The sequence below is a fragment of the Nocardia sp. TBRC8007 genome, assembly GCF_056629435.1.
Genome location: NZ_JBWSOR010000014.1, coordinates 56402 through 73619 on the forward strand (window position 1 = coordinate 56402; position 17218 = coordinate 73619).

The window sequence follows — 17218 nt, forward strand, 5'->3', positions numbered from 1 at the left end:
TAGGTTTCGGCCATGATCCCCCTTCCCTCCCGGCCTGGAGGTCGTGGTCAGCATAGCAAAATCGGGCGATCTGGACAGGCGCCCGTGGTAGCGGGTTAGGTTGTCGGTACGGCGTCGTATTCTGTCGTCGCACCGGACAGAGAGGTCAGCACATGCGCGCAGCCCAGGTCGGCGAACTGGACGGACCGGAAGCGGTCCGGATCGTGGATATCCCCGAGCCGACGCTCTATCCGGGTGGGATCGTGATCGATGTGCACGCGGCGGGTGTCGCCTTTCCGGACGTGCTGATGACGCGCGGGCTGTATCAGATGAAACCCGAATTGCCGTTTGTCGTCGGAGGCGAGGTCGCGGGCATTGTGCGAACAGCTCCGGAAGACGGACATGTGCGCGCGGGCGATCGGGTGGTCGCGCTGACATTGCTCGGCAACGCGATGGCCGAGACGGCCGTGGTGCCCGCGCAGATGGTGTTCCGCCTACCGGACAATGTATCGCTGGAAGCGGGAGCGGGCATCTTGTTCAACGATTTGACAGTGCACTTCTGTCTACGCACCAGAGGGAGGTTGGCCGCGGGCGAGACCGTGCTGGTCCATGGCGCCGCAGGCGGCATAGGTACCTCGACATTGCGGATGGCGGCCGCGCTCGGCGCGGCGCGCGTGATCGCGGTGGTGAGCACCGAGGCGAAGGCCGAGGTGGCCCGCGCCAATGGCGCCACCGATGTAGTGCTGACCGATGGCTGGCTCGCGGCGGTCAAGGGGTTGACCGGCGGCCGAGGTGTCGACATCGTGCTCGACCCGGTCGGTGGCGACCGTTTCACCGACAGCATTCGCTCGCTTGCTGCCGCGGGCAGGTTGCTGGTGGTCGGCTTCACCGCGGGGGAGATCCCTAGCGTCAAAGTCAATCGCTTGCTGCTGAAGAATGTCGAGGTGATCGGCGCGGCATGGGGTGAATGGGTGATGTCGCATCCGGATTATCTGCGTCAGCAGTGGGCCGAGGTGGAACCGCTGCTGGTCTCCGGCAAGATCGCACCGCCGGAGCCTGTGCTGTACCCATTGGACAAAGCAGCCGAGGCGGTCGCCTCGTTGGATAACCGTACCGCCACCGGAAAGGTTGTGGTCACGCTGCGCTGACAGTTATCGATTTTCGGCGTGCGGGCTCGACTATAGTTCCTGGACCGGGCGATATGCGGGCGCCTTGGTGGTTCCGGTCCGGTGTAGCGTGCGCAGCAGCGGCAGGGTCCGCCGCGCCACCACAGTAGACAGCACGATGACGCTGTGTGAGCGCACCACCGACGAGGTCCGGTCGATGCTCAGCAGCACTGTTTGCAGTCCTGCGTGCGAGTCGGCTCCGATCCGGCACAGCACGTCGCTGGAGCCAGTGGTGGCATAGGCCTCCAACACACCGGGGATGGCGTCGAGTTCGGTCGTTAACGTATCCAACGCGCCTTGGGCGATCTCCAGTGTCACGAATGCCTGCACATGAAATCCCGCCGCTGTGACGTCGATCTGCGGATCGTAGGAGGCGATCACGCCGGAGTCCTCCATCCGCGCGATCCTCGCTTGTACTGTGGCTCTGGCGACTTTGGTGCGACGGGACAACTCGAGAATGCCCGCCTTCTGATACTCGTGCATCGCGGTGAGAATGGCGAGATCGAGTTCGTCGAGTTTCGCGGGTGTGCGCGACATGACGGCCTCCGTTCGAGCATTGGTCAGGCTTGCTGCCTGTCTTGCTGATGCTATTCAAATTGTCCAGCATCTCGGCCTGTTCGCTAGTCGGATTCGTCACACTGTCTAGCGAGAATTGGCGCTGTTGCCTACTGTCTAGCGCCGACGATTTCCTTGGGGCATGACCATCGAGAACCTCCCTGACTCCCGGTCCGGCTTCGTTCCCAGCGACGGTGAGTCGCGCACCATCGCGGGGCTGGTCGACCACGACGACAGTGGCGACCCTTTCCCGGTCATCGGGTGGGACGCTCTGGTCTGGGTAGTGGGCAATGCCACGCAGACCACGCATTTCCTGGAATCCGCTTTCGGCATGCGGGTGGAGGCATATTCTGGGCCGGAAACTGGCAACCGCGACCATAAGGCATTCGTTTTACGCAGTGGCTCAGTACGTTTCGTCATCACCGGAGCAACGGATCCGGATAGCCCGCTGGTAGCGCGGCATGCCCGGCACGGTGACGGCGTGGTCGATATCGCAATCGAAGTGCCGGATGTGGACCGCTGTGTGACCTGGGCCCGCACGCATGGCGCCACCATCTTGGTCGAACCACATGACGACACCGATGGCTTCGGAACCGTCCGCTCCGCTGCGCTGGCCACCTATGGCGATACCAAGCACACACTGATCGATCGGTCCAGCTACCACGGCCCGTATTTGCCCGGCTATATGGCTCGCAGCTCCACCTACCAGCCGCGCGACGGCGCACCGATCAGACTGTTCCAGGCGATCGATCATGTTGTGGGCAATGTAGAACTCGGCCAGATGGATAAGTGGGTCGAGTTCTACCGGCGAGTCATGGGTTTCACGAAGATGGCGGAGTTCGTGGGCGACGACATCGCTACCGACTACTCGGCGCTGATGAGCAAGGTCGTTGCCAACGGCAATCGTAGGGTGAAGTTTCCGCTCAACGAACCCGCTATCGGGAAGAAGCGCTCACAGATCGATGAATACCTGGACTTTTATCGCGGTCCTGGGGTGCAGCACATCGCGCTCGCCACCGGTGACATCCTCACCTGTGTCGATACGTTGCGTCGTGCGGGCGTCGAGTTCCTGGCAACGCCGGCGGCCTATTACGAGGACCCTGAATTGCGTGCTCGCATCGGCCAGGTTCGTGTCCCGGTGGAGGAACTCCAGCGTCGGGGCATCCTGGTCGACCGGGACGAAGACGGTTATCTGCTGCAGATTTTTACCAAACCGCTTACCGACCGCCCCACCGTCTTCTTCGAACTCATCGAACGCCACGGCTCCCTCGGTTTCGGCAAGGGAAATTTCAAGGCCCTGTTCCAGGCCATCGAGATAGAACAAGCCGCACGCGGCAATTTGTGATAGGTCATGAACTGCTCATCCAGCAATGTGCCATGGAGAGCATTCATCGGACGCCTGGCGGCGCAGAAGATCGAAAGAACCACAATTCTCATCTTGATCAGGCTTCCAGTTCGGCGGGGAAACTCGGCGAGACTCTTCTGTTGATACCTCGGTAGAGTCTCGGGCATGCGGATCAAGTCGGCGATCGTCACGGCGACGACCCTGATGCTCGCGCTGGCGGGGTGCGGTTCGAACGTGCAGTCTCAGGACACCGGGCCGTCACGCCCTGCCCCGAAGGTGGTCCCTTTGGGCCCGTTCGTCGGGGAGTGTGGACATGTGACCGACGAGGAAGTGCGTGACCTCGGTGGGCTCGGCCAGTTGTCCGGAGTTTTCCGCAATGGGGTGGGCTGTAACTGGCAATCTGCTGGAATCGGTTCCGCCAGTGTTACTTTCGCATCCTATCGAGGTAGTCCGATCGAACGGGAACGGGCCTGGGTGACCGTCAACGGCCGCGCACCGGATCCGATCACCGTGGCCGGGCACACTGGATTCGCCGCGTTGGACCCGAGCGGGCAGATCTGCGACTTGGCGGTGCAGCTAGGCGATGATTTCTTCGAGTGGTCGACTTATGGTGGGGTGTTCGGCACAGTGCCGGGAAACCCGTGTGACCGCAGTCGTGCTCTCGCCGAGCTGACTCTGCAGCGGCTGCAGTAGGGGGAATATGGATAAGGGCAAAGGTCTCGGCAAGCGCGGCGCGGTCGCGGCGGTCGCCGTTGTCGTCGCGTTGTCGGTGGGTGGCTGCGGCAATGTGATTTCCGGATCCGCGCAGCCTGCGGGCGGTAGCAGGCCGATCGATACCAGGCTCGACAAGCTGTTGCGGGAATGCGAGATCTTGTCCGCGGCGCAGATCGGCAAGGCCATCGGGGAAAACGTTCAGGTACGCGACTCGTTCTTCGGCGCGGTGTGCATGTGGGATCTGATCGGCGCTCCTGGGGGGAATGCTATGGCCACGCTCAACTGGTACGAGAACGGCACGCTGAGCAATGAGAAGCAGACGAACAACAAACTCGGCTACCACACCACCAATATCACCGTCCAGAGTGTGCTCGCGCTGCAGATCCGGCGCCCGAACGACTCCGACTCCTGCGGGGTGACAGCCAGTGCGCCGGATAACGGTGTGATCGGCTGGTGGGTCAATTACCGTCCCGGCTCCGCGCATCCCGACCCTTGTGGCGCTGCCACGAAGCTCATGGAGATGACCTTGAATCTAGCCCGGTAGATTGTTGCCAGGCCGCCCCACTTTGACCCTGTGTCCCGGCCGCGGGTATTGTAGACGGCTGTGCCCGGAAGCATGCGGGCAAGTTCGTGCGTGACCGTAGGCCAGCGAGAGCGGCTGACGAGTCCAGCGCGCCCGGAATTCGGGCTCTGCGCTGTGCGCGACACGCCCGACCTCGGGACGCGAGAAACGTGGCCGGACGTGCGAGTGAAAGCTCGATGACAGCGATGTGAACGCCGGGCCGGAAACAACAGCTCGACCACGGGCCCGCAGAGCGCTGCCAATTGAACACCGACATGAAGTTCCAGCCACCGCGTTAATCAACAAGGAAAGCCGGTCTATGCCAACCATCAACCAGCTGGTCCGCAAGGGTCGCCGCGACAAGGTCGCCAAGACGAAGACTGCGGCCCTGAAGGGGAGCCCGCAGCGTCGTGGCGTGTGCACCCGCGTGTACACCACGACCCCGAAGAAGCCGAACTCCGCGCTGCGTAAGGTCGCGCGTGTTCGCCTGACCAGCGCGGTCGAGGTCACGGCCTACATCCCCGGTGAAGGCCACAACCTGCAGGAGCACTCGATGGTGCTCGTCCGCGGCGGTCGTGTGAAGGATCTCCCCGGCGTTCGTTACAAGATCATCCGCGGCTCGCTCGATACCCAGGGTGTGAAGAACCGCAAGCAGGCCCGCAGCCGCTACGGCGCCAAGAAGGAGAAGAGCTGATATGCCACGCAAGGGCCCCGCACCCAAGCGTCCGCTGATCAACGATCCGGTCTACGGTTCGCCGCTGGTTACGCAGCTGGTCAACAAGATCCTGCTGGATGGTAAGAAGTCCACTGCCGAGCGCATCGTCTACGGCGCGCTGGAGCAGGCGCGGGAGAAGACCGGCACCGACCCGGTGGTTACTCTCAAGCGTGCGTTGGACAATGTGAAGCCTTCGCTCGAGGTGAAGCCCCGTCGCGTCGGTGGTGCCACCTACCAGGTTCCGGTCGAGGTCCGCCCGGGCCGAGCCAACACCCTGGCGCTGCGCTGGCTGGTCAACTTCTCCCGCGCACGCCGGGAGAAGACCATGGTCGAGCGTCTGGCCAACGAACTGCTGGACGCCAGCAACGGCCTCGGCGCCTCGGTGAAGCGCCGGGAGGACACCCACAAGATGGCAGAGTCCAACCGGGCCTTCGCGCACTACCGCTGGTGATACCTTCCCGGCCCGTCGTCCGGGTCGGGAAGCGCAGTCGGAAGACGGCACTCACCGGCCGTTTCCTGCGTTGACATAGTGGCGACCACAGGGTCGTCCCCGATAATCCCAACTAGCTACGAGCGGGGAAGATTTCCGTGGCACAGGACGTGCTCACCGACCTGAACAAGGTCCGCAACATCGGCATCATGGCCCACATCGATGCGGGCAAGACGACCACAACTGAACGCATCCTCTTCTACACCGGCATCACCTACAAGATCGGTGAGGTCCATGACGGCGCTGCCACGATGGACTGGATGGCACAGGAGCAGGAGCGTGGCATCACCATCACCTCCGCGGCTACCACGTGCTTCTGGAAAGACAACCAGATCAACATCATCGATACTCCCGGACACGTCGACTTCACCGTGGAGGTGGAGCGGTCGCTGCGGGTGCTCGACGGCGCCGTCGCGGTGTTCGATGGCAAGGAGGGCGTCGAGCCGCAGTCCGAACAGGTGTGGCGTCAGGCCGATAAGTACGATGTGCCGCGAATCTGCTTCGTCAACAAGATGGACAAGCTCGGTGCCGACTTCTACTTCACCGTGCAGACCATCAAGGACCGCCTCGGTGCCAAGCCGCTGGTCCTCCAGCTGCCGATCGGCGCTGAGGACACCTTCGAGGGCATCGTCGACCTGATCGAGAACAACGCCAAGGTCTGGCGGGGCGAGACCAAGCTCGGTGAGCAGTACGAGGTTGTCGAGATCCCGGAGGATCTGAAGGAGAAGGCCGAGCAGTACCGCCAGGAACTGCTGGAGACCGTCGCCGAATCCGACGAGGCGCTGCTGGAGAAGTTCTTCGGCGGTGAAGAGCTGACCATCGAGGAGATCAAGGGCGCCATCCGCAAGATGACGGTGTCCTCCGAGCTCTATCCGGTGTTGTGCGGCTCGGCGTTCAAGAACAAGGGTGTGCAGCCCATGTTGGACGCGGTCATCGACTACCTGCCTTCGCCGCTGGACGTGGAGGCGACCACCGGCCATGTGCCTGGTAAAGAAGATGAGTCGCTGACCCGCAGGCCGAGCGCTGATGAGCCGTTCGCGGCCCTGGCGTTCAAGATCGCGGTGCACCCGTTCTTCGGCAAACTGACCTATGTGCGTGTGTACTCCGGCAAGGTCGACTCCGGTGCCCAGGTGATCAACTCGACCAAGGGTAAGAAGGAGCGGCTGGGCAAGCTGTTCCAGATGCACTCGAACAAAGAGAACCCGGTCGGCGCCGCCTCGGCAGGACACATTTACGCGGTCATCGGGCTCAAGGACACCACGACCGGTGACACTCTGTGCGATCCGCAGAACCAGGTCGTGCTCGAATCCATGACCTTCCCGGACCCGGTCATCGAGGTCTCTATCGAGCCGAAGACCAAGTCCGACCAGGAGAAGCTGGGCACTGCGATCCAGCGCCTCTCCGAAGAGGACCCGACCTTCTCGGTCAAGCTGGACGCCGAGACCGGCCAGACTGTCATCGGCGGTATGGGCGAGCTGCATCTCGACATCCTGGTCGACCGGATGAAACGCGAGTTCAAGGTCGAGGCGAATGTCGGCAAGCCACAGGTGGCCTACCGCGAGACGATCACCAAGAAGGTCGAGAAGCTCGAGTACACCCATAAGAAGCAGACGGGTGGTTCGGGCCAGTTCGCGAAGGTCATCATCGCGTTGGAACCGTTCGTCGGCGAGGACGGCGCACATTACGAGTTCGAGAACAAAGTCACCGGTGGCCGGGTGCCGAAGGAGTACATCCCTTCGGTGGACGCCGGTGCCCAGGACGCCATGCAGTACGGTGTGCTCGCGGGCTACCCGCTGGTGAACATGAAGGTCACGCTGCTCGACGGCGCGTACCACGACGTCGACTCATCGGAGATGGCGTTCAAGATCGCCGGCGCGCAAGTGCTCAAGGAAGCCGCTCGCAAGGCCGGTCCGGTTATTCTCGAGCCGATGATGGCGGTCGAGGTCACCACGCCCGAGGATTACATGGGCGATGTGATCGGCGACCTGAACTCCCGCCGTGGTCAGATCCAGGCCATGGAGGAACGCAGTGGTGCCCGTGTCGTCAAGGCGCTGGTTCCGCTCTCGGAGATGTTCGGTTATATCGGCGACCTGCGGTCGAAGACTCAGGGCCGGGCGAACTACTCCATGGTGTTCGACTCGTACGCGGAGGTTCCGGCCAACGTGTCGAAGGAGATCATCGCCAAGGCGACCGGCGAGTAATCGACTCCCGGGCGTTTATAAGTCCCTTTCCCGATCCCGCACTGCTGCAACTGCACGCACCAACAAGCCCAGGAGGACCAAGAAGTGGCGAAGGCGAAGTTCGAGCGGACGAAGCCGCACGTCAATATCGGCACCATCGGTCACGTCGACCATGGCAAGACCACGCTGACCGCAGCGATCACCAAGGTGCTGGCCGAGAAATACCCGGAGCTGAACGAGAGCTTCGCGTTCGATCAGATCGACAAGGCGCCGGAGGAGAAGGCTCGTGGTATCACGATCAACATCTCCCACGTCGAGTACCAGACCGAGAAGCGTCACTACGCGCATGTCGACGCCCCTGGTCACGCTGACTACATCAAGAATATGATCACCGGTGCGGCGCAGATGGACGGTGCCATCCTGGTGGTCGCGGCCACCGACGGCCCGATGCCGCAGACTCGTGAGCACGTGCTGCTGGCCCGTCAGGTCGGTGTGCCCTACATCCTGGTCGCACTCAACAAGGCCGATATGGTCGACGACGAAGAGATCCTCGAGCTCGTCGAGATGGAGGTCCGCGAACTGCTGGCTTCGCAGGAGTTCGACGAGGACGCGCCGGTCGTCCGGGTTTCCGGTCTGAAGGCGCTCGAGGGCGACGCGAAGTGGTCCGAGTCGGTGCTGGAGCTGATGAACGCGGTCGACGAGTCCATCCCGGACCCGGTGCGTGAGACCGACAAGCCGTTCCTGATGCCGGTGGAGGATGTGTTCACCATCACCGGTCGTGGCACTGTCGTCACCGGTCGCGTCGAGCGTGGCGTGATCAACGTGAACGAGGAAGTCGAGATCGTCGGCATCCGTCCGGAGAAGACCAAGACCACGGTCACTGGTATCGAGATGTTCCGCAAGCTGCTCGACCAGGGCCAGGCGGGCGACAACGTCGGTCTGCTGGTCCGCGGTATCAAGCGCGAGGATGTGGAGCGTGGCCAGGTTGTCGTGAAGCCGGGCACCACCACTCCGCACACAGAGTTCGAGGGCCAGGCGTACATCCTGTCGAAGGACGAGGGTGGTCGCCACACGCCGTTCTTCAACAACTACCGTCCGCAGTTCTACTTCCGGACCACTGACGTGACGGGTGTGGTGACCCTGCCTGAGGGCACCGAGATGGTCATGCCTGGCGACAACACCGAGATGTCGGTCAAGCTGATCCAGCCGGTCGCCATGGACGAGGGTCTGCGCTTCGCGATCCGCGAGGGTGGCCGCACCGTCGGTGCCGGTCGTGTCACGAAGATCATCAAGTGATTCACTGAATCACTGACGGCGGCGCCGCTCCTTCGGGGGCGGCGCCGTTGGCGTTTTCCGGAGAGGGGCGGGTTGGTTCCCGCTCTCTCGCGATAGTCGTGCGTTGACGAAGCACTTCGGGCCAGGCTGCGAAGGTGTGGTCGCGACCGAACAGTGCCGGAAAGGTGTTTCACCCCATGGAAATAACAGTTCCGCACTGCTGGCCGGCGGACGAGCGGGAAGCGTTGCGAATTCAGGAACAGTTGCGGCCACTCTTGGAGCTGGATGTAGCAGGTCCGGAAGAACCGAAGACGATCGCGGGGTTGGATGTAGCCTACGCGTCCGAATCCGATCGGGTCGCGGCAGCAGTGGTTGTCCTGGATGCGAAGACACTGGACGTGGTCGACCAGGCGACAGCTACGGGTACAGCTGAGTTTCCTTATGTACCAGGTCTATTCGCGTTTCGAGAACTTCCGACGCTGGTGCGGGCATTGGAAGAACTTTCGACTGTTCCGGATCTTTTGATCTGCGATGGATACGGCATCGCCCACCCGCGTCGGTTCGGCCTGGCGTGCCATGTGGGGGTGCTGACCGGATTACCCAGCATCGGTGTCGGCAAGACGGCATTCGTCGGGTCTTCTGCTCCGCCAGGGCAGTGTCGAGGTGACAGTGCGACACTACAATTCGATGGAGAAACGGTAGGCCGGACGCTACGGACTCGAATCGGGACCAAACCTGTCTTCGTGTCGGTCGGGCATCGAACCAATCTGGACACGGCATGCCGTCATACATTGGCGGCTGCTCCACGCTATCGCCTGCCCGAGACTACGCGGTTGGCTGACCAGCTGTCGCGTGACGTGCTCAGGGCTGATCCCGGAGCATCGCGAGCGCGCAGCGAATGCTGAGTGTGGTACCGAATCCGCCTAGCCGAGTGCATCTTTGGCACAAGTGGATTTCGAGTTCGGCTCGACGTTCACCAGGCAGGTTCGTCGCGGCGGATTGGAAATCGATCAGGCGCGCGTATGGATCACCGCGTTTCAGTGCCCATCTCGGCCCATCTCGTGGAGTAGATCCGCGAGCCGGTCGATCTGACCCCATTATTTGGAAAGTTTCGATGCTAGCGGCAATGATTGCGGGGGTACCGATTTCGGGCCAACTGAGAAGAAGGATTGTTTGATGAGATTGATGGGTAAGGTCGGCTTCACTCTCGCGGTGAGCAGCCTTGCGGTGGGGTCGGTGCTGGGCGCGGGGTCAGCGAACGCGGCAGGCCTGCACGGGGCGATCGTGGTGGGCCACGGGCTAACGAAGTACGTGGTGAGTATCGACGCCCCCAGCTATGAACTGGCGAAGCGTCGAGCGCTCGCCGTGTGCGGTTCTACCGACTGCAAGGTAGTGGCGGCATGGGCGAACGGCTGCGGTGCGTTGGTCAAGAGTATCGATGGTGTGGCTGGGGCGTCCGGTCCGAACCGGGCCGAGGCCGAGCGTGCCGCTTATCAGCGGATTGCGGAGATCACTCCGACGGCGCATCTTGCTAATGTCGGCTCAGCCAACCTGAGCGGCGCGAGGATCGTCAAGGTCGTCTGTACGAGCAACGCCCGTTGATTCGGCGGTGAGATTTCGGGCCGGGTCCTCGGGGCCCGGCCCGTTCGCGTCGGCCGATGTGGGTTCGGCGTTCAGTCACGCACGACGCGACCTACGTGGAACCGATACACTGGCGTGTTCGATAACGACCTGGATGGTGCTGCAGCCGAGCTTGATGCCGCACGGATGGACTTCGTCACTGCTTACTCGCCGAGTATGGGATTGGTGGTGCGGGCAAGGAGATGGCTTGAACCGTATCGGTGCTGTGCCCTCGGCAGGATTCGAACCTGCGACACCCGCTTTAGGAGAGCGGTGCTCTATCCCCTGAGCTACGAAGGCTGGTCGTGGTGGGTTCATTCGATCCACCCGGGACTTCCGCAGTCTACCGGGTTGATGGCTCGAAGGCCGAATGGAGTCGTGCGGAGGTTTGTCACGGCTTCCGGGCTGTTGCGCGTCCGGTCGGCCGGTGCACTGTATCGGCTTGGGCTTCGTCGTACTCGGTTGGGTTGAAAAACCTTGTTTTCCAACGATAGAGCGCGGTCGCGCCGGGCCAGTTGTTGGTGATTCGTCCTGCGGCGTTGCGATACCAGCTGGAACAGAAGTTCCACGGTGTGTTCTGTAAGCGGTGTTGCAACCAGTCGTCCCACTGTTGCTCGGTGGTAGTGCGGGCGGCGAGATAGTGGCCGGGACGATCGGTGAGGTACTCCACGATCTGGCGGATATAGCGGGCCTGGGATTCGAGCATGTAGATGACCGAACCAGCACCGACGTTGGTGTTCGGGCCGTACATGATGAACAGGTTCGGAAAATAGGGGACGGACAGGCCCAGATAAGCACGAGCGCCCGCATCGCCCCAGATATCGTCCAGTTTGCGGCCGCCGAGGCCGAATATGTTCATCGGTGCAAGGAATTCGGTGCTCTTGAACCCAGTGCCGTAGATGATCACATCTGCCGCGTGCTCCACGCCGTCAGCGGTACGAATACCGGTTGATGTGATGGATTCGATGGCGGTGGTCTCCACGGTGACGTTCGGCTTCGCCAGCGCGGGAAAGTAGTCGTTGGAGAACAGTCCCCGTTTGCAGCCCGCCGCATAGTCGGGCGTCAGTTTCGCTCGCAGCTCGGCATCGGGCACCTGTTCGGTCCGATGCCGGTCGGCCAGCGCGATCACTGGGATTCGGATTGCCGGAATGTCGGTCAGCGCCAGTGCGAGCACCTCGAAGAGCAGCCAACTGACCAAGCGCTCGGCGAGCCTGCTGAGCGGGAAGTATCTGGTCATCGCATGATGGCGTGCGCTGTATACGATGTCGAACTTTGGCAGTACCCAGGCCGCCGAGCGCTGGAACAGGGTGAGGTGGGCAGCCTGTGGCTGGATGCGCGGGATGTACTGGATCGCGCTGGCTCCGGTGCCGATACAGGCGATGCGCTTGCCGGTCAGATCGATGTCGTGGTTCCACTCGGCGGAATGGAATGCTGGGCCAGTGAAGTCGTCGATGCCGGGGATGGCGGGTAGAGCGGGGCGGGACAGTTGGCCGACCGCCGGGATGAGGATATCGGCGGATCGCTGCGTACCGTCGGTCATGTGTACGGTCCACCGGCCGTTGTGTGCGTCGAACTGTGCGTCGGTGACCTCGGCGCCGAAGTGGATGAAGGGCAGGAGCCCGTACTCCTCGGTGATCTCACGCATGTAGGCGTGGATGTCGCGTTGTTCGGAGAATCGCCGTGGCCAATCGGATTTCGGCGCGCAGGACCAGGAGTACAGCGGGGAGGGCACATCGCAGGCTGCGCCGGGGTAGGTGTTCGCCCGCCAAACGCCGCCGAGATCATCGGCGCGCTCCAGGATGATGAAAGTGTCTACCCCGGCGCGGCGCAGCTCCAGCGCCATGCCGATCCCGCCGAAACCGGCTCCGACGATAACAATGGACGGCGATGTCATGCGCTAAGTGTACTGGAGAGTACTCGCAGGTCAGAAGATTCATGCGGGCATGTGCTCGGTATTTCGGCCGCGGTGTTGGCGCTGGGCTCCGCCGCTTCTCAGTTTTCGGCGAGTTGACGGGCGATGACCAGGCGCTGGATCTGATTGGTGCCTTCGAAGATCTGCATCACCTTGGCCTCGCGCATGTACCGTTCGACCGGAAAATCTTGGGTGTAGCCGTAGCCGCCGAAAACTTGCACCGCATCGGTGGTGACCTTCATGGCGGCGTCGGTGGCGACGAGCTTGGCCACACTGGCTTGGCGTGAGTAGGGCAGGCCCCGATCGCGCCGCCGCGCGGCGTCGATATACGTGGCGCGAGCGGAGTCGACGGCAGCGGCCATATCGGCGAGGACGAAGCCGAGGCCTTGATGGTCGATGATGTGGCGGCCGAACGCTTCGCGTTCTTTGGCATAGGCGACAGCCTCGTCGAGGGCGCGCTGTGCCAATCCAGTGGCGACCGCGGCGATACCGAGGCGGCCGGAGTCCAAGGCGCTGAAGGCGATCGACAATCCTTGGCCTTCGGCGCCGATGCGGCGCTCAGCGGGCAGGAACACTGCGTCGTAGGTCGCGGTGGTGGTCGGTACGGCGCGCAGGCCCATTTTTTCCTCGGGATTTCCGAAGTCGAGCCCATCGGTATCACCAGGAACCAGGAAGCAGGAGATTCCGCGCGAGCCTTCGCCGGTGCGGGCGAACAGGGTGTAGAAGGCGGCGCGTCCGCCATTGGTGATCCAGGCCTTCGCTCCGTTGACCCGGTAGCCGCCTTCGGCTGGGGTGGCACGACAGCGCAGCGCGGCGGCATCGGAGCCAGCATGCGGTTCGGACAGACTGTAGGCGCCCATAGTTTGTCCGGAGAGCATCTCGGCCAGCCAGCGTTGTTTCTGCTCGTCGGTGCCAAAGGTGAACAGGGGATAGCAGGACAGGCTGTGTACGCTGACGGCGACGGCGACGGAGGCCCAGCGGGCGGCAAGCTCTTCGAGGACTTGCAAGTACACCTCGTAGGGTTGCGCGCCGCCGCCGAATTCCTCCGGATAGGGCAGACTGAGTAAGCCGGCAGCGCCGAGGGCAGGGAAAACACCTTCGGGAAAGATTCCCGCTTTCTCGCATTCGGTCACACGCGGCTCGAGCACCTTATCGGCGATATCGCGGGTCAGCTCGAGTAGATCCCTCGCCTCCGAGGTCGGTAGCATTCGGTCTACTGGCATGGCTTCTACTCCTGTGCGGTTATTCGGTGTGTTTCTGCTGGTTCACCGTAACCGCGCATTGTCCCGCAGCGCTGCTGTCGGTCCTCGGAGTGGGCGTGGTGGTACATCGTGGCAGGTGGGTCGGCCCGCGTACGAGAGTGAAGGGCCGATCGCCGATGGTGTGAGCACATCGAGCGGATTCTGAGCACGCGGGTGCTGGGGTTGGGGAAGTAGTCGTTTGCACGTGCAACTGTATGCACAATATCCACTGGGTTCCAGCAGTGGCGTTTCCTTATTCGCGCTGGTCGGCTGCGTTCATGGTGGATGGTGAACCAAATCGCTGGTGAGGCTGCGAGTTCGGTTTGTTTCATTCGGGTGATATCGGCTCGCTCAGCTGGCGTGCCCGCGCTGTACTCGGCTAAGACAGAGAGCTGTTGGGATCAGGAGGAGCCGGTGTGCCGGTGGCGACGCAGGGGGTGCCGCCGACACACCGGCGTGGGATGACATGTGTCGTCTGCGGTTTCATTACCTTATTATTTGCATATGAATGCGGATAATAAGGAAGTGCGAGCTCCGCTTGCGGAGGATCAGGTCGGATTGGTTGTCGAGGTGTTCCGGATGCTTGCCGATCCGACGCGGGTGCGCGTGTTGTGGGCGCTGGTCGACCGAGAGCTATCGGTGAGTGATCTGGCTATGCAGGTGGGCAAGCCCGCGCCCTCGGTATCGCAGCATTTGGCGAAACTGAGAATGGCACGGCTGGTCGACACCAGACGGTCGGGTACAACGATCTTCTACCGTCTGGGGAATGATCATGTGCGGCAACTGGTGGTGGACGCGGTGTACAACGCGGAGCACGCCGGGCCTGGCGTTCCGCCCCATCATCGTGGCACGGGCGCGGTACGGGAACTGCTTCGCAGAGACCGGTTGAGCACGTTATGAACTGCGTGAGGCGCACTCCCGCGACGGGCGACCCGGCGGGCTTGTCCGAGCCGGACCGGCAGGCGGGGAAATCCCGCCGTGCGAGATCCTGGCGCCGTGTTGATAGTCGACGACAGCATCATGGCCATACGGACCATCGCCCCGCGCATCGGATGGGTTCGCTCGGCACGTTGCGGAGCATCGTCATCCCGCACCGGCACGACGCCACCGGTAGCGTGGACGACGCGCTATCGGCCGGCGCGATCGGCATCCGTGCCGTCAAGATCAGTTTGGTTGTTCTCGGTGGCACCGCGGTGATCCAGACGCTGATCGTCATCGCCTCCGGCTCAGTGGCATTGGCGGCCGACACTATTCACAATTTCTCCGATGCGTTGACCGCCGTTCCATTGTGGATCGCGTTCGCGCTCGGGCGTAGAGCCGCGACTCGTCGCTACACCTATGGGTTCGGAAGAGCTGAGGACTTGGCAGGGCTCTTCGTTGTCGCGATGATCGCGCTGTCGGCGCTGATCGCGGGGTACGAGGCAGTGCGCAGGCTGCTCGATCCGGTGCCGGTCGGCCATCTCGGCTGGGTAGCCGTTGCGGGGTTGGTCGGATTCGTGGGCAATGAGGCAGTCGCGCTGTATCGGATTCGGGTGGGTCGGCAGATCGGTTCGGCAGCGTTGGTCGCCGACGGTCTGCACGCGCGCACCGACGGGTTCACCTCGCTGGCGGTGCTACTCGGTGCGGGGGGAGTGGCAGTGGGCTTCCCGCTTGCCGACCCGATCATCGGCCTGCTGATCACCGTCGTGATTCTCGTGATACTGCGGACAGCGGTACGTTCGGTGGTGGGCCGGTTGATGGACGCGGTAGAGCCGGAGCTGGTTATCACGGCCGAACAGGCATTGCTCGAAGGGTTGGGCGTACAACGCGTCCGTAGCCTGCGGATGCGCTGGATCGGACATCGCTTGCACGCGGATGTCGAACTGGATGTCGCGCCGACCATCACGCTCGCGGACGCTCACCGGGTTGCGCACGATGCCGAGCACACACTCATCCGGATGATGCCCGAGCTGAATACCGCGGTGGTGCACGCCTATCCGGCGCACCCGGAGCTCACGGCCCACAGCTGACCGTATGGAATGGAGCGATAGCGGCTTGTCGCGTAGGTGAACGCGGATCTCAGCTCTACTTGCCCGATGTGGCCTACTATTGGGTAGCATCCCGGATGTGATGTGGCTCATGCGCAGTGTGTGTTGAACCTTGCCAGCACGTATATCCGTCCTACCGAAGCTGCCTGATCTGGTCCGCCGCTGTGATATTCCAGAGGATCTCGACTCCGTCGCCTCGATCGGCATTGAGGTGACGCCGAATGAGGTGGGTCTGGCATCCGACTACGCCGAGCGTATCTGGCGGCGCATGCGGCTGGTGTACCGTAGCGGCGTCCATCCCGCTATCCAGGTATGTGTGCGCAGACACGGGCAGATAGTTTTCGATCGGGCGCTGGGCCATGCGCGCGGCAATGGCCCTGACGATGGGCCCGATACGCCGAAGGTACCGGTCCACACGCGCACGCCGTTCGTCACCTACTCCGTATCCAAAGGCATCACGGCATTCGTCGTACATATGCTGATCGAGCGCGGTCTGCTCGAGTTACACGCACCGATCAGCCGTTATATCCCCGAGTACGGTTGTCGCGGGAAAGAATCCATTACAATCGGGCAGGTGCTCGCGCATCGATCCGGGGTGGCGAGTTTGCCGAGGCAGGCATTGACCGCCCAGGCGGTCGCGGACCGTGAACTGCTGGTGCGGAATCTGTGCGCGGTACGCCCTTCGGTGCCGCCTGGTCATTTCCAGTCTTATCATGCTTTGACAGGGGGCTTCATCCTCGGTGAGGTGGTGCACCGGGTGACCGGCAAGGACATCCGGACCGTCTTGGCCGAGGAGATCTTGCACCCGCTGGGCTTCCGGTGGACCAACTACGGTGCCTCCTGGCGGGACTTTCCCGAACTCGCGGGCAACTACCTGACCGGGATGCCGCCGTTGCCGCCACTGTCCCTCGCGCTGAATCGGCTCCTCGGAGTTGGCTTCGCCGCGGCGATCGAGACCGGCAATGACCCGGCCTATCTGGACGTCATCGCGCCATCTGCCAATGTGGTCAGTACCGCGGTCGAGCTCACCCGCTTCTACGAGATCTTCCGGCGCGGCGGCGAACTCGATGGCGTGCGCGTAATGCGGCCGGATACCATCGCGGCGGCGCTGGTGCCGCAGTCCCGACTCGAGCCCGACCTCATGCTGGGCATGAATTTCGGCTTCGGGTACGGCCCGATGCTCGGTGGCCGCCTGGTCAGCCTGTTCGGCTCGGACAACCGACGCGCGTTCGGCCACCTGGGCTTCACCAACAACGTGGTGTGGGCCGACCCGGAGCGGGCGTTATCGTGTGCGGTGCTCACCAGTGGCAAACCAATTCTGTATCCCGAAGCGATTCACTGGATCGGATTGCTCTACGGGATCACCGCACAGACCCCGAAAGTGGCCGAAACTGATTTGGCTTTCTGAGCGGAAGTCACTGAAGAAAAGGAGTTTCG

General features: G+C 62.6%; 16 protein-coding genes and 1 tRNA gene. 13 read left to right on the forward strand and 4 right to left on the reverse strand.

Going from position 1 to position 17218, the window contains the following annotated elements:
* Positions 1 to 152: 152 nt before the first annotated feature.
* The gene (locus ACX4ZE_RS13660; protein ID WP_480273772.1) at positions 153 to 1127 is read left to right on the forward strand and encodes an NADPH:quinone oxidoreductase family protein; all 975 of its coding nucleotides are present in this window, start codon (positions 153 to 155) and stop codon (positions 1125 to 1127) included.
* Positions 1128 to 1157: 30 nt separating this feature from the next.
* Here the strand turns inward: ACX4ZE_RS13660 and ACX4ZE_RS13665 are convergent, their stop codons facing one another.
* On the reverse strand, positions 1158 to 1682 hold the full coding sequence (locus ACX4ZE_RS13665) for an Lrp/AsnC family transcriptional regulator (protein ID WP_480273773.1): 525 nt from the start codon (positions 1680 to 1682) through the stop codon (positions 1158 to 1160).
* Positions 1683 to 1842: 160 nt separating this feature from the next.
* On the opposite strand from ACX4ZE_RS13665, the gene hppD reads away from it, so the two are divergent.
* The 9 genes from hppD to ACX4ZE_RS13710 all read left to right on the forward strand — a co-directional run bounded on the left by hppD (position 1843) and on the right by ACX4ZE_RS13710 (position 10583).
* The gene (gene hppD / locus ACX4ZE_RS13670) at positions 1843 to 3045 is read left to right on the forward strand and encodes a 4-hydroxyphenylpyruvate dioxygenase (protein WP_480273774.1); all 1203 of its coding nucleotides are present in this window, start codon (positions 1843 to 1845) and stop codon (positions 3043 to 3045) included.
* 165 nt (positions 3046 to 3210) lie between these two features.
* The gene (locus ACX4ZE_RS13675) at positions 3211 to 3738 is read left to right on the forward strand and encodes a DUF3558 domain-containing protein (protein ID WP_480273775.1); all 528 of its coding nucleotides are present in this window, start codon (positions 3211 to 3213) and stop codon (positions 3736 to 3738) included.
* A gap of 7 nt (positions 3739 to 3745) precedes the next feature.
* Positions 3746 to 4303, forward strand: a complete 558-nt coding sequence (locus tag ACX4ZE_RS13680; RefSeq protein WP_480273776.1) for a DUF3558 domain-containing protein — start codon at positions 3746 to 3748, stop codon at positions 4301 to 4303.
* 337 nt (positions 4304 to 4640) lie between these two features.
* A complete protein-coding gene (rpsL, locus tag ACX4ZE_RS13685; protein WP_014353064.1) occupies positions 4641 to 5015 on the forward strand; it encodes a 30S ribosomal protein S12 in 375 nt (124 codons plus the stop codon).
* 1 nt (position 5016) lies between these two features.
* Positions 5017 to 5487 carry a 30S ribosomal protein S7 gene (gene rpsG / locus ACX4ZE_RS13690; RefSeq protein ID WP_014353063.1) on the forward strand — a complete coding sequence of 157 codons (471 nt, stop codon included), beginning with the start codon at positions 5017 to 5019 and terminating at the stop codon, positions 5485 to 5487.
* Positions 5488 to 5624: 137 nt separating this feature from the next.
* Entirely contained in the window at positions 5625 to 7727 is a 2103-nt protein-coding gene (fusA, locus tag ACX4ZE_RS13695; RefSeq protein ID WP_480273777.1) for an elongation factor G, read from the forward strand.
* Between the two features lie 84 nt (positions 7728 to 7811).
* Positions 7812 to 9002 (forward strand): elongation factor Tu, encoded by a 1191-nt coding sequence (gene tuf, locus ACX4ZE_RS13700; RefSeq protein WP_480273778.1) that lies wholly within the window; start codon positions 7812 to 7814, stop codon positions 9000 to 9002.
* Positions 9003 to 9178: 176 nt separating this feature from the next.
* Entirely contained in the window at positions 9179 to 9886 is a 708-nt protein-coding gene (locus ACX4ZE_RS13705) for an endonuclease V (protein WP_480273779.1), read from the forward strand.
* Positions 9887 to 10157: 271 nt separating this feature from the next.
* Positions 10158 to 10583, forward strand: a complete 426-nt coding sequence (locus ACX4ZE_RS13710) for a DUF4189 domain-containing protein (protein WP_480273780.1) — start codon at positions 10158 to 10160, stop codon at positions 10581 to 10583.
* Positions 10584 to 10828: 245 nt separating this feature from the next.
* Here ACX4ZE_RS13710 and ACX4ZE_RS13715 read toward each other — a convergent pair.
* The 3 genes from ACX4ZE_RS13715 to ACX4ZE_RS13725 form a co-directional block, all read right to left on the reverse strand.
* Positions 10829 to 10901: transfer RNA gene (locus tag ACX4ZE_RS13715), tRNA-Arg, on the reverse strand.
* Positions 10902 to 10992: 91 nt separating this feature from the next.
* Positions 10993 to 12495 (reverse strand): flavin-containing monooxygenase, encoded by a 1503-nt coding sequence (locus ACX4ZE_RS13720; protein ID WP_480273781.1) that lies wholly within the window; start codon positions 12493 to 12495, stop codon positions 10993 to 10995.
* A gap of 98 nt (positions 12496 to 12593) precedes the next feature.
* Positions 12594 to 13736, reverse strand: coding sequence for an acyl-CoA dehydrogenase family protein (locus ACX4ZE_RS13725; protein WP_480273782.1), 1143 nt, complete (start codon positions 13734 to 13736; stop codon positions 12594 to 12596).
* Positions 13737 to 14258: 522 nt separating this feature from the next.
* Between ACX4ZE_RS13725 and ACX4ZE_RS13730 the strand changes: the two genes are divergently transcribed.
* The 3 genes from ACX4ZE_RS13730 (at position 14259) to ACX4ZE_RS13740 (ending at position 17189) form a co-directional block, all read left to right on the forward strand.
* Positions 14259 to 14654, forward strand: coding sequence for an ArsR/SmtB family transcription factor (locus ACX4ZE_RS13730; RefSeq protein ID WP_480273783.1), 396 nt, complete (start codon positions 14259 to 14261; stop codon positions 14652 to 14654).
* A 152-nt stretch (positions 14655 to 14806) separates the two neighbouring features.
* On the forward strand, positions 14807 to 15763 hold the full coding sequence (locus ACX4ZE_RS13735) for a cation diffusion facilitator family transporter (protein WP_480273784.1): 957 nt from the start codon (positions 14807 to 14809) through the stop codon (positions 15761 to 15763).
* A 130-nt stretch (positions 15764 to 15893) separates the two neighbouring features.
* A complete protein-coding gene (locus ACX4ZE_RS13740; RefSeq protein WP_480273785.1) occupies positions 15894 to 17189 on the forward strand; it encodes a serine hydrolase domain-containing protein in 1296 nt (431 codons plus the stop codon).
* Positions 17190 to 17218: the final 29 nt, after the last annotated feature.

Excerpts from the sequence above, each read along its gene's own strand:
- ACX4ZE_RS13660 (WP_480273772.1), top strand. The coding sequence starts at position 153 with ATGCGCGCAGCCCAGGTCGGCGAACTGGACGGACCGGAAGCGGTCCGG.
- ACX4ZE_RS13665 (WP_480273773.1), bottom strand. The coding sequence starts at position 1,682 with ATGTCGCGCACACCCGCGAAACTCGACGAACTCGATCTCGCCATTCTC.
- hppD (WP_480273774.1), top strand. The coding sequence starts at position 1,843 with ATGACCATCGAGAACCTCCCTGACTCCCGGTCCGGCTTCGTTCCCAGC.
- ACX4ZE_RS13675 (WP_480273775.1), top strand. The coding sequence starts at position 3,211 with ATGCGGATCAAGTCGGCGATCGTCACGGCGACGACCCTGATGCTCGCG.
- ACX4ZE_RS13680 (WP_480273776.1), top strand. The coding sequence starts at position 3,746 with ATGGATAAGGGCAAAGGTCTCGGCAAGCGCGGCGCGGTCGCGGCGGTC.
- rpsL (WP_014353064.1), top strand. The coding sequence starts at position 4,641 with ATGCCAACCATCAACCAGCTGGTCCGCAAGGGTCGCCGCGACAAGGTC.
- rpsG (WP_014353063.1), top strand. The coding sequence starts at position 5,017 with ATGCCACGCAAGGGCCCCGCACCCAAGCGTCCGCTGATCAACGATCCG.
- ACX4ZE_RS13705 (WP_480273779.1), top strand. The coding sequence starts at position 9,179 with ATGGAAATAACAGTTCCGCACTGCTGGCCGGCGGACGAGCGGGAAGCG.
- ACX4ZE_RS13710 (WP_480273780.1), top strand. The coding sequence starts at position 10,158 with ATGAGATTGATGGGTAAGGTCGGCTTCACTCTCGCGGTGAGCAGCCTT.
- ACX4ZE_RS13720 (WP_480273781.1), bottom strand. The coding sequence starts at position 12,495 with ATGACATCGCCGTCCATTGTTATCGTCGGAGCCGGTTTCGGCGGGATC.
- ACX4ZE_RS13725 (WP_480273782.1), bottom strand. The coding sequence starts at position 13,736 with ATGCCAGTAGACCGAATGCTACCGACCTCGGAGGCGAGGGATCTACTC.
- ACX4ZE_RS13730 (WP_480273783.1), top strand. The coding sequence starts at position 14,259 with ATGAATGCGGATAATAAGGAAGTGCGAGCTCCGCTTGCGGAGGATCAG.
- ACX4ZE_RS13735 (WP_480273784.1), top strand. The coding sequence starts at position 14,807 with ATGGGTTCGCTCGGCACGTTGCGGAGCATCGTCATCCCGCACCGGCAC.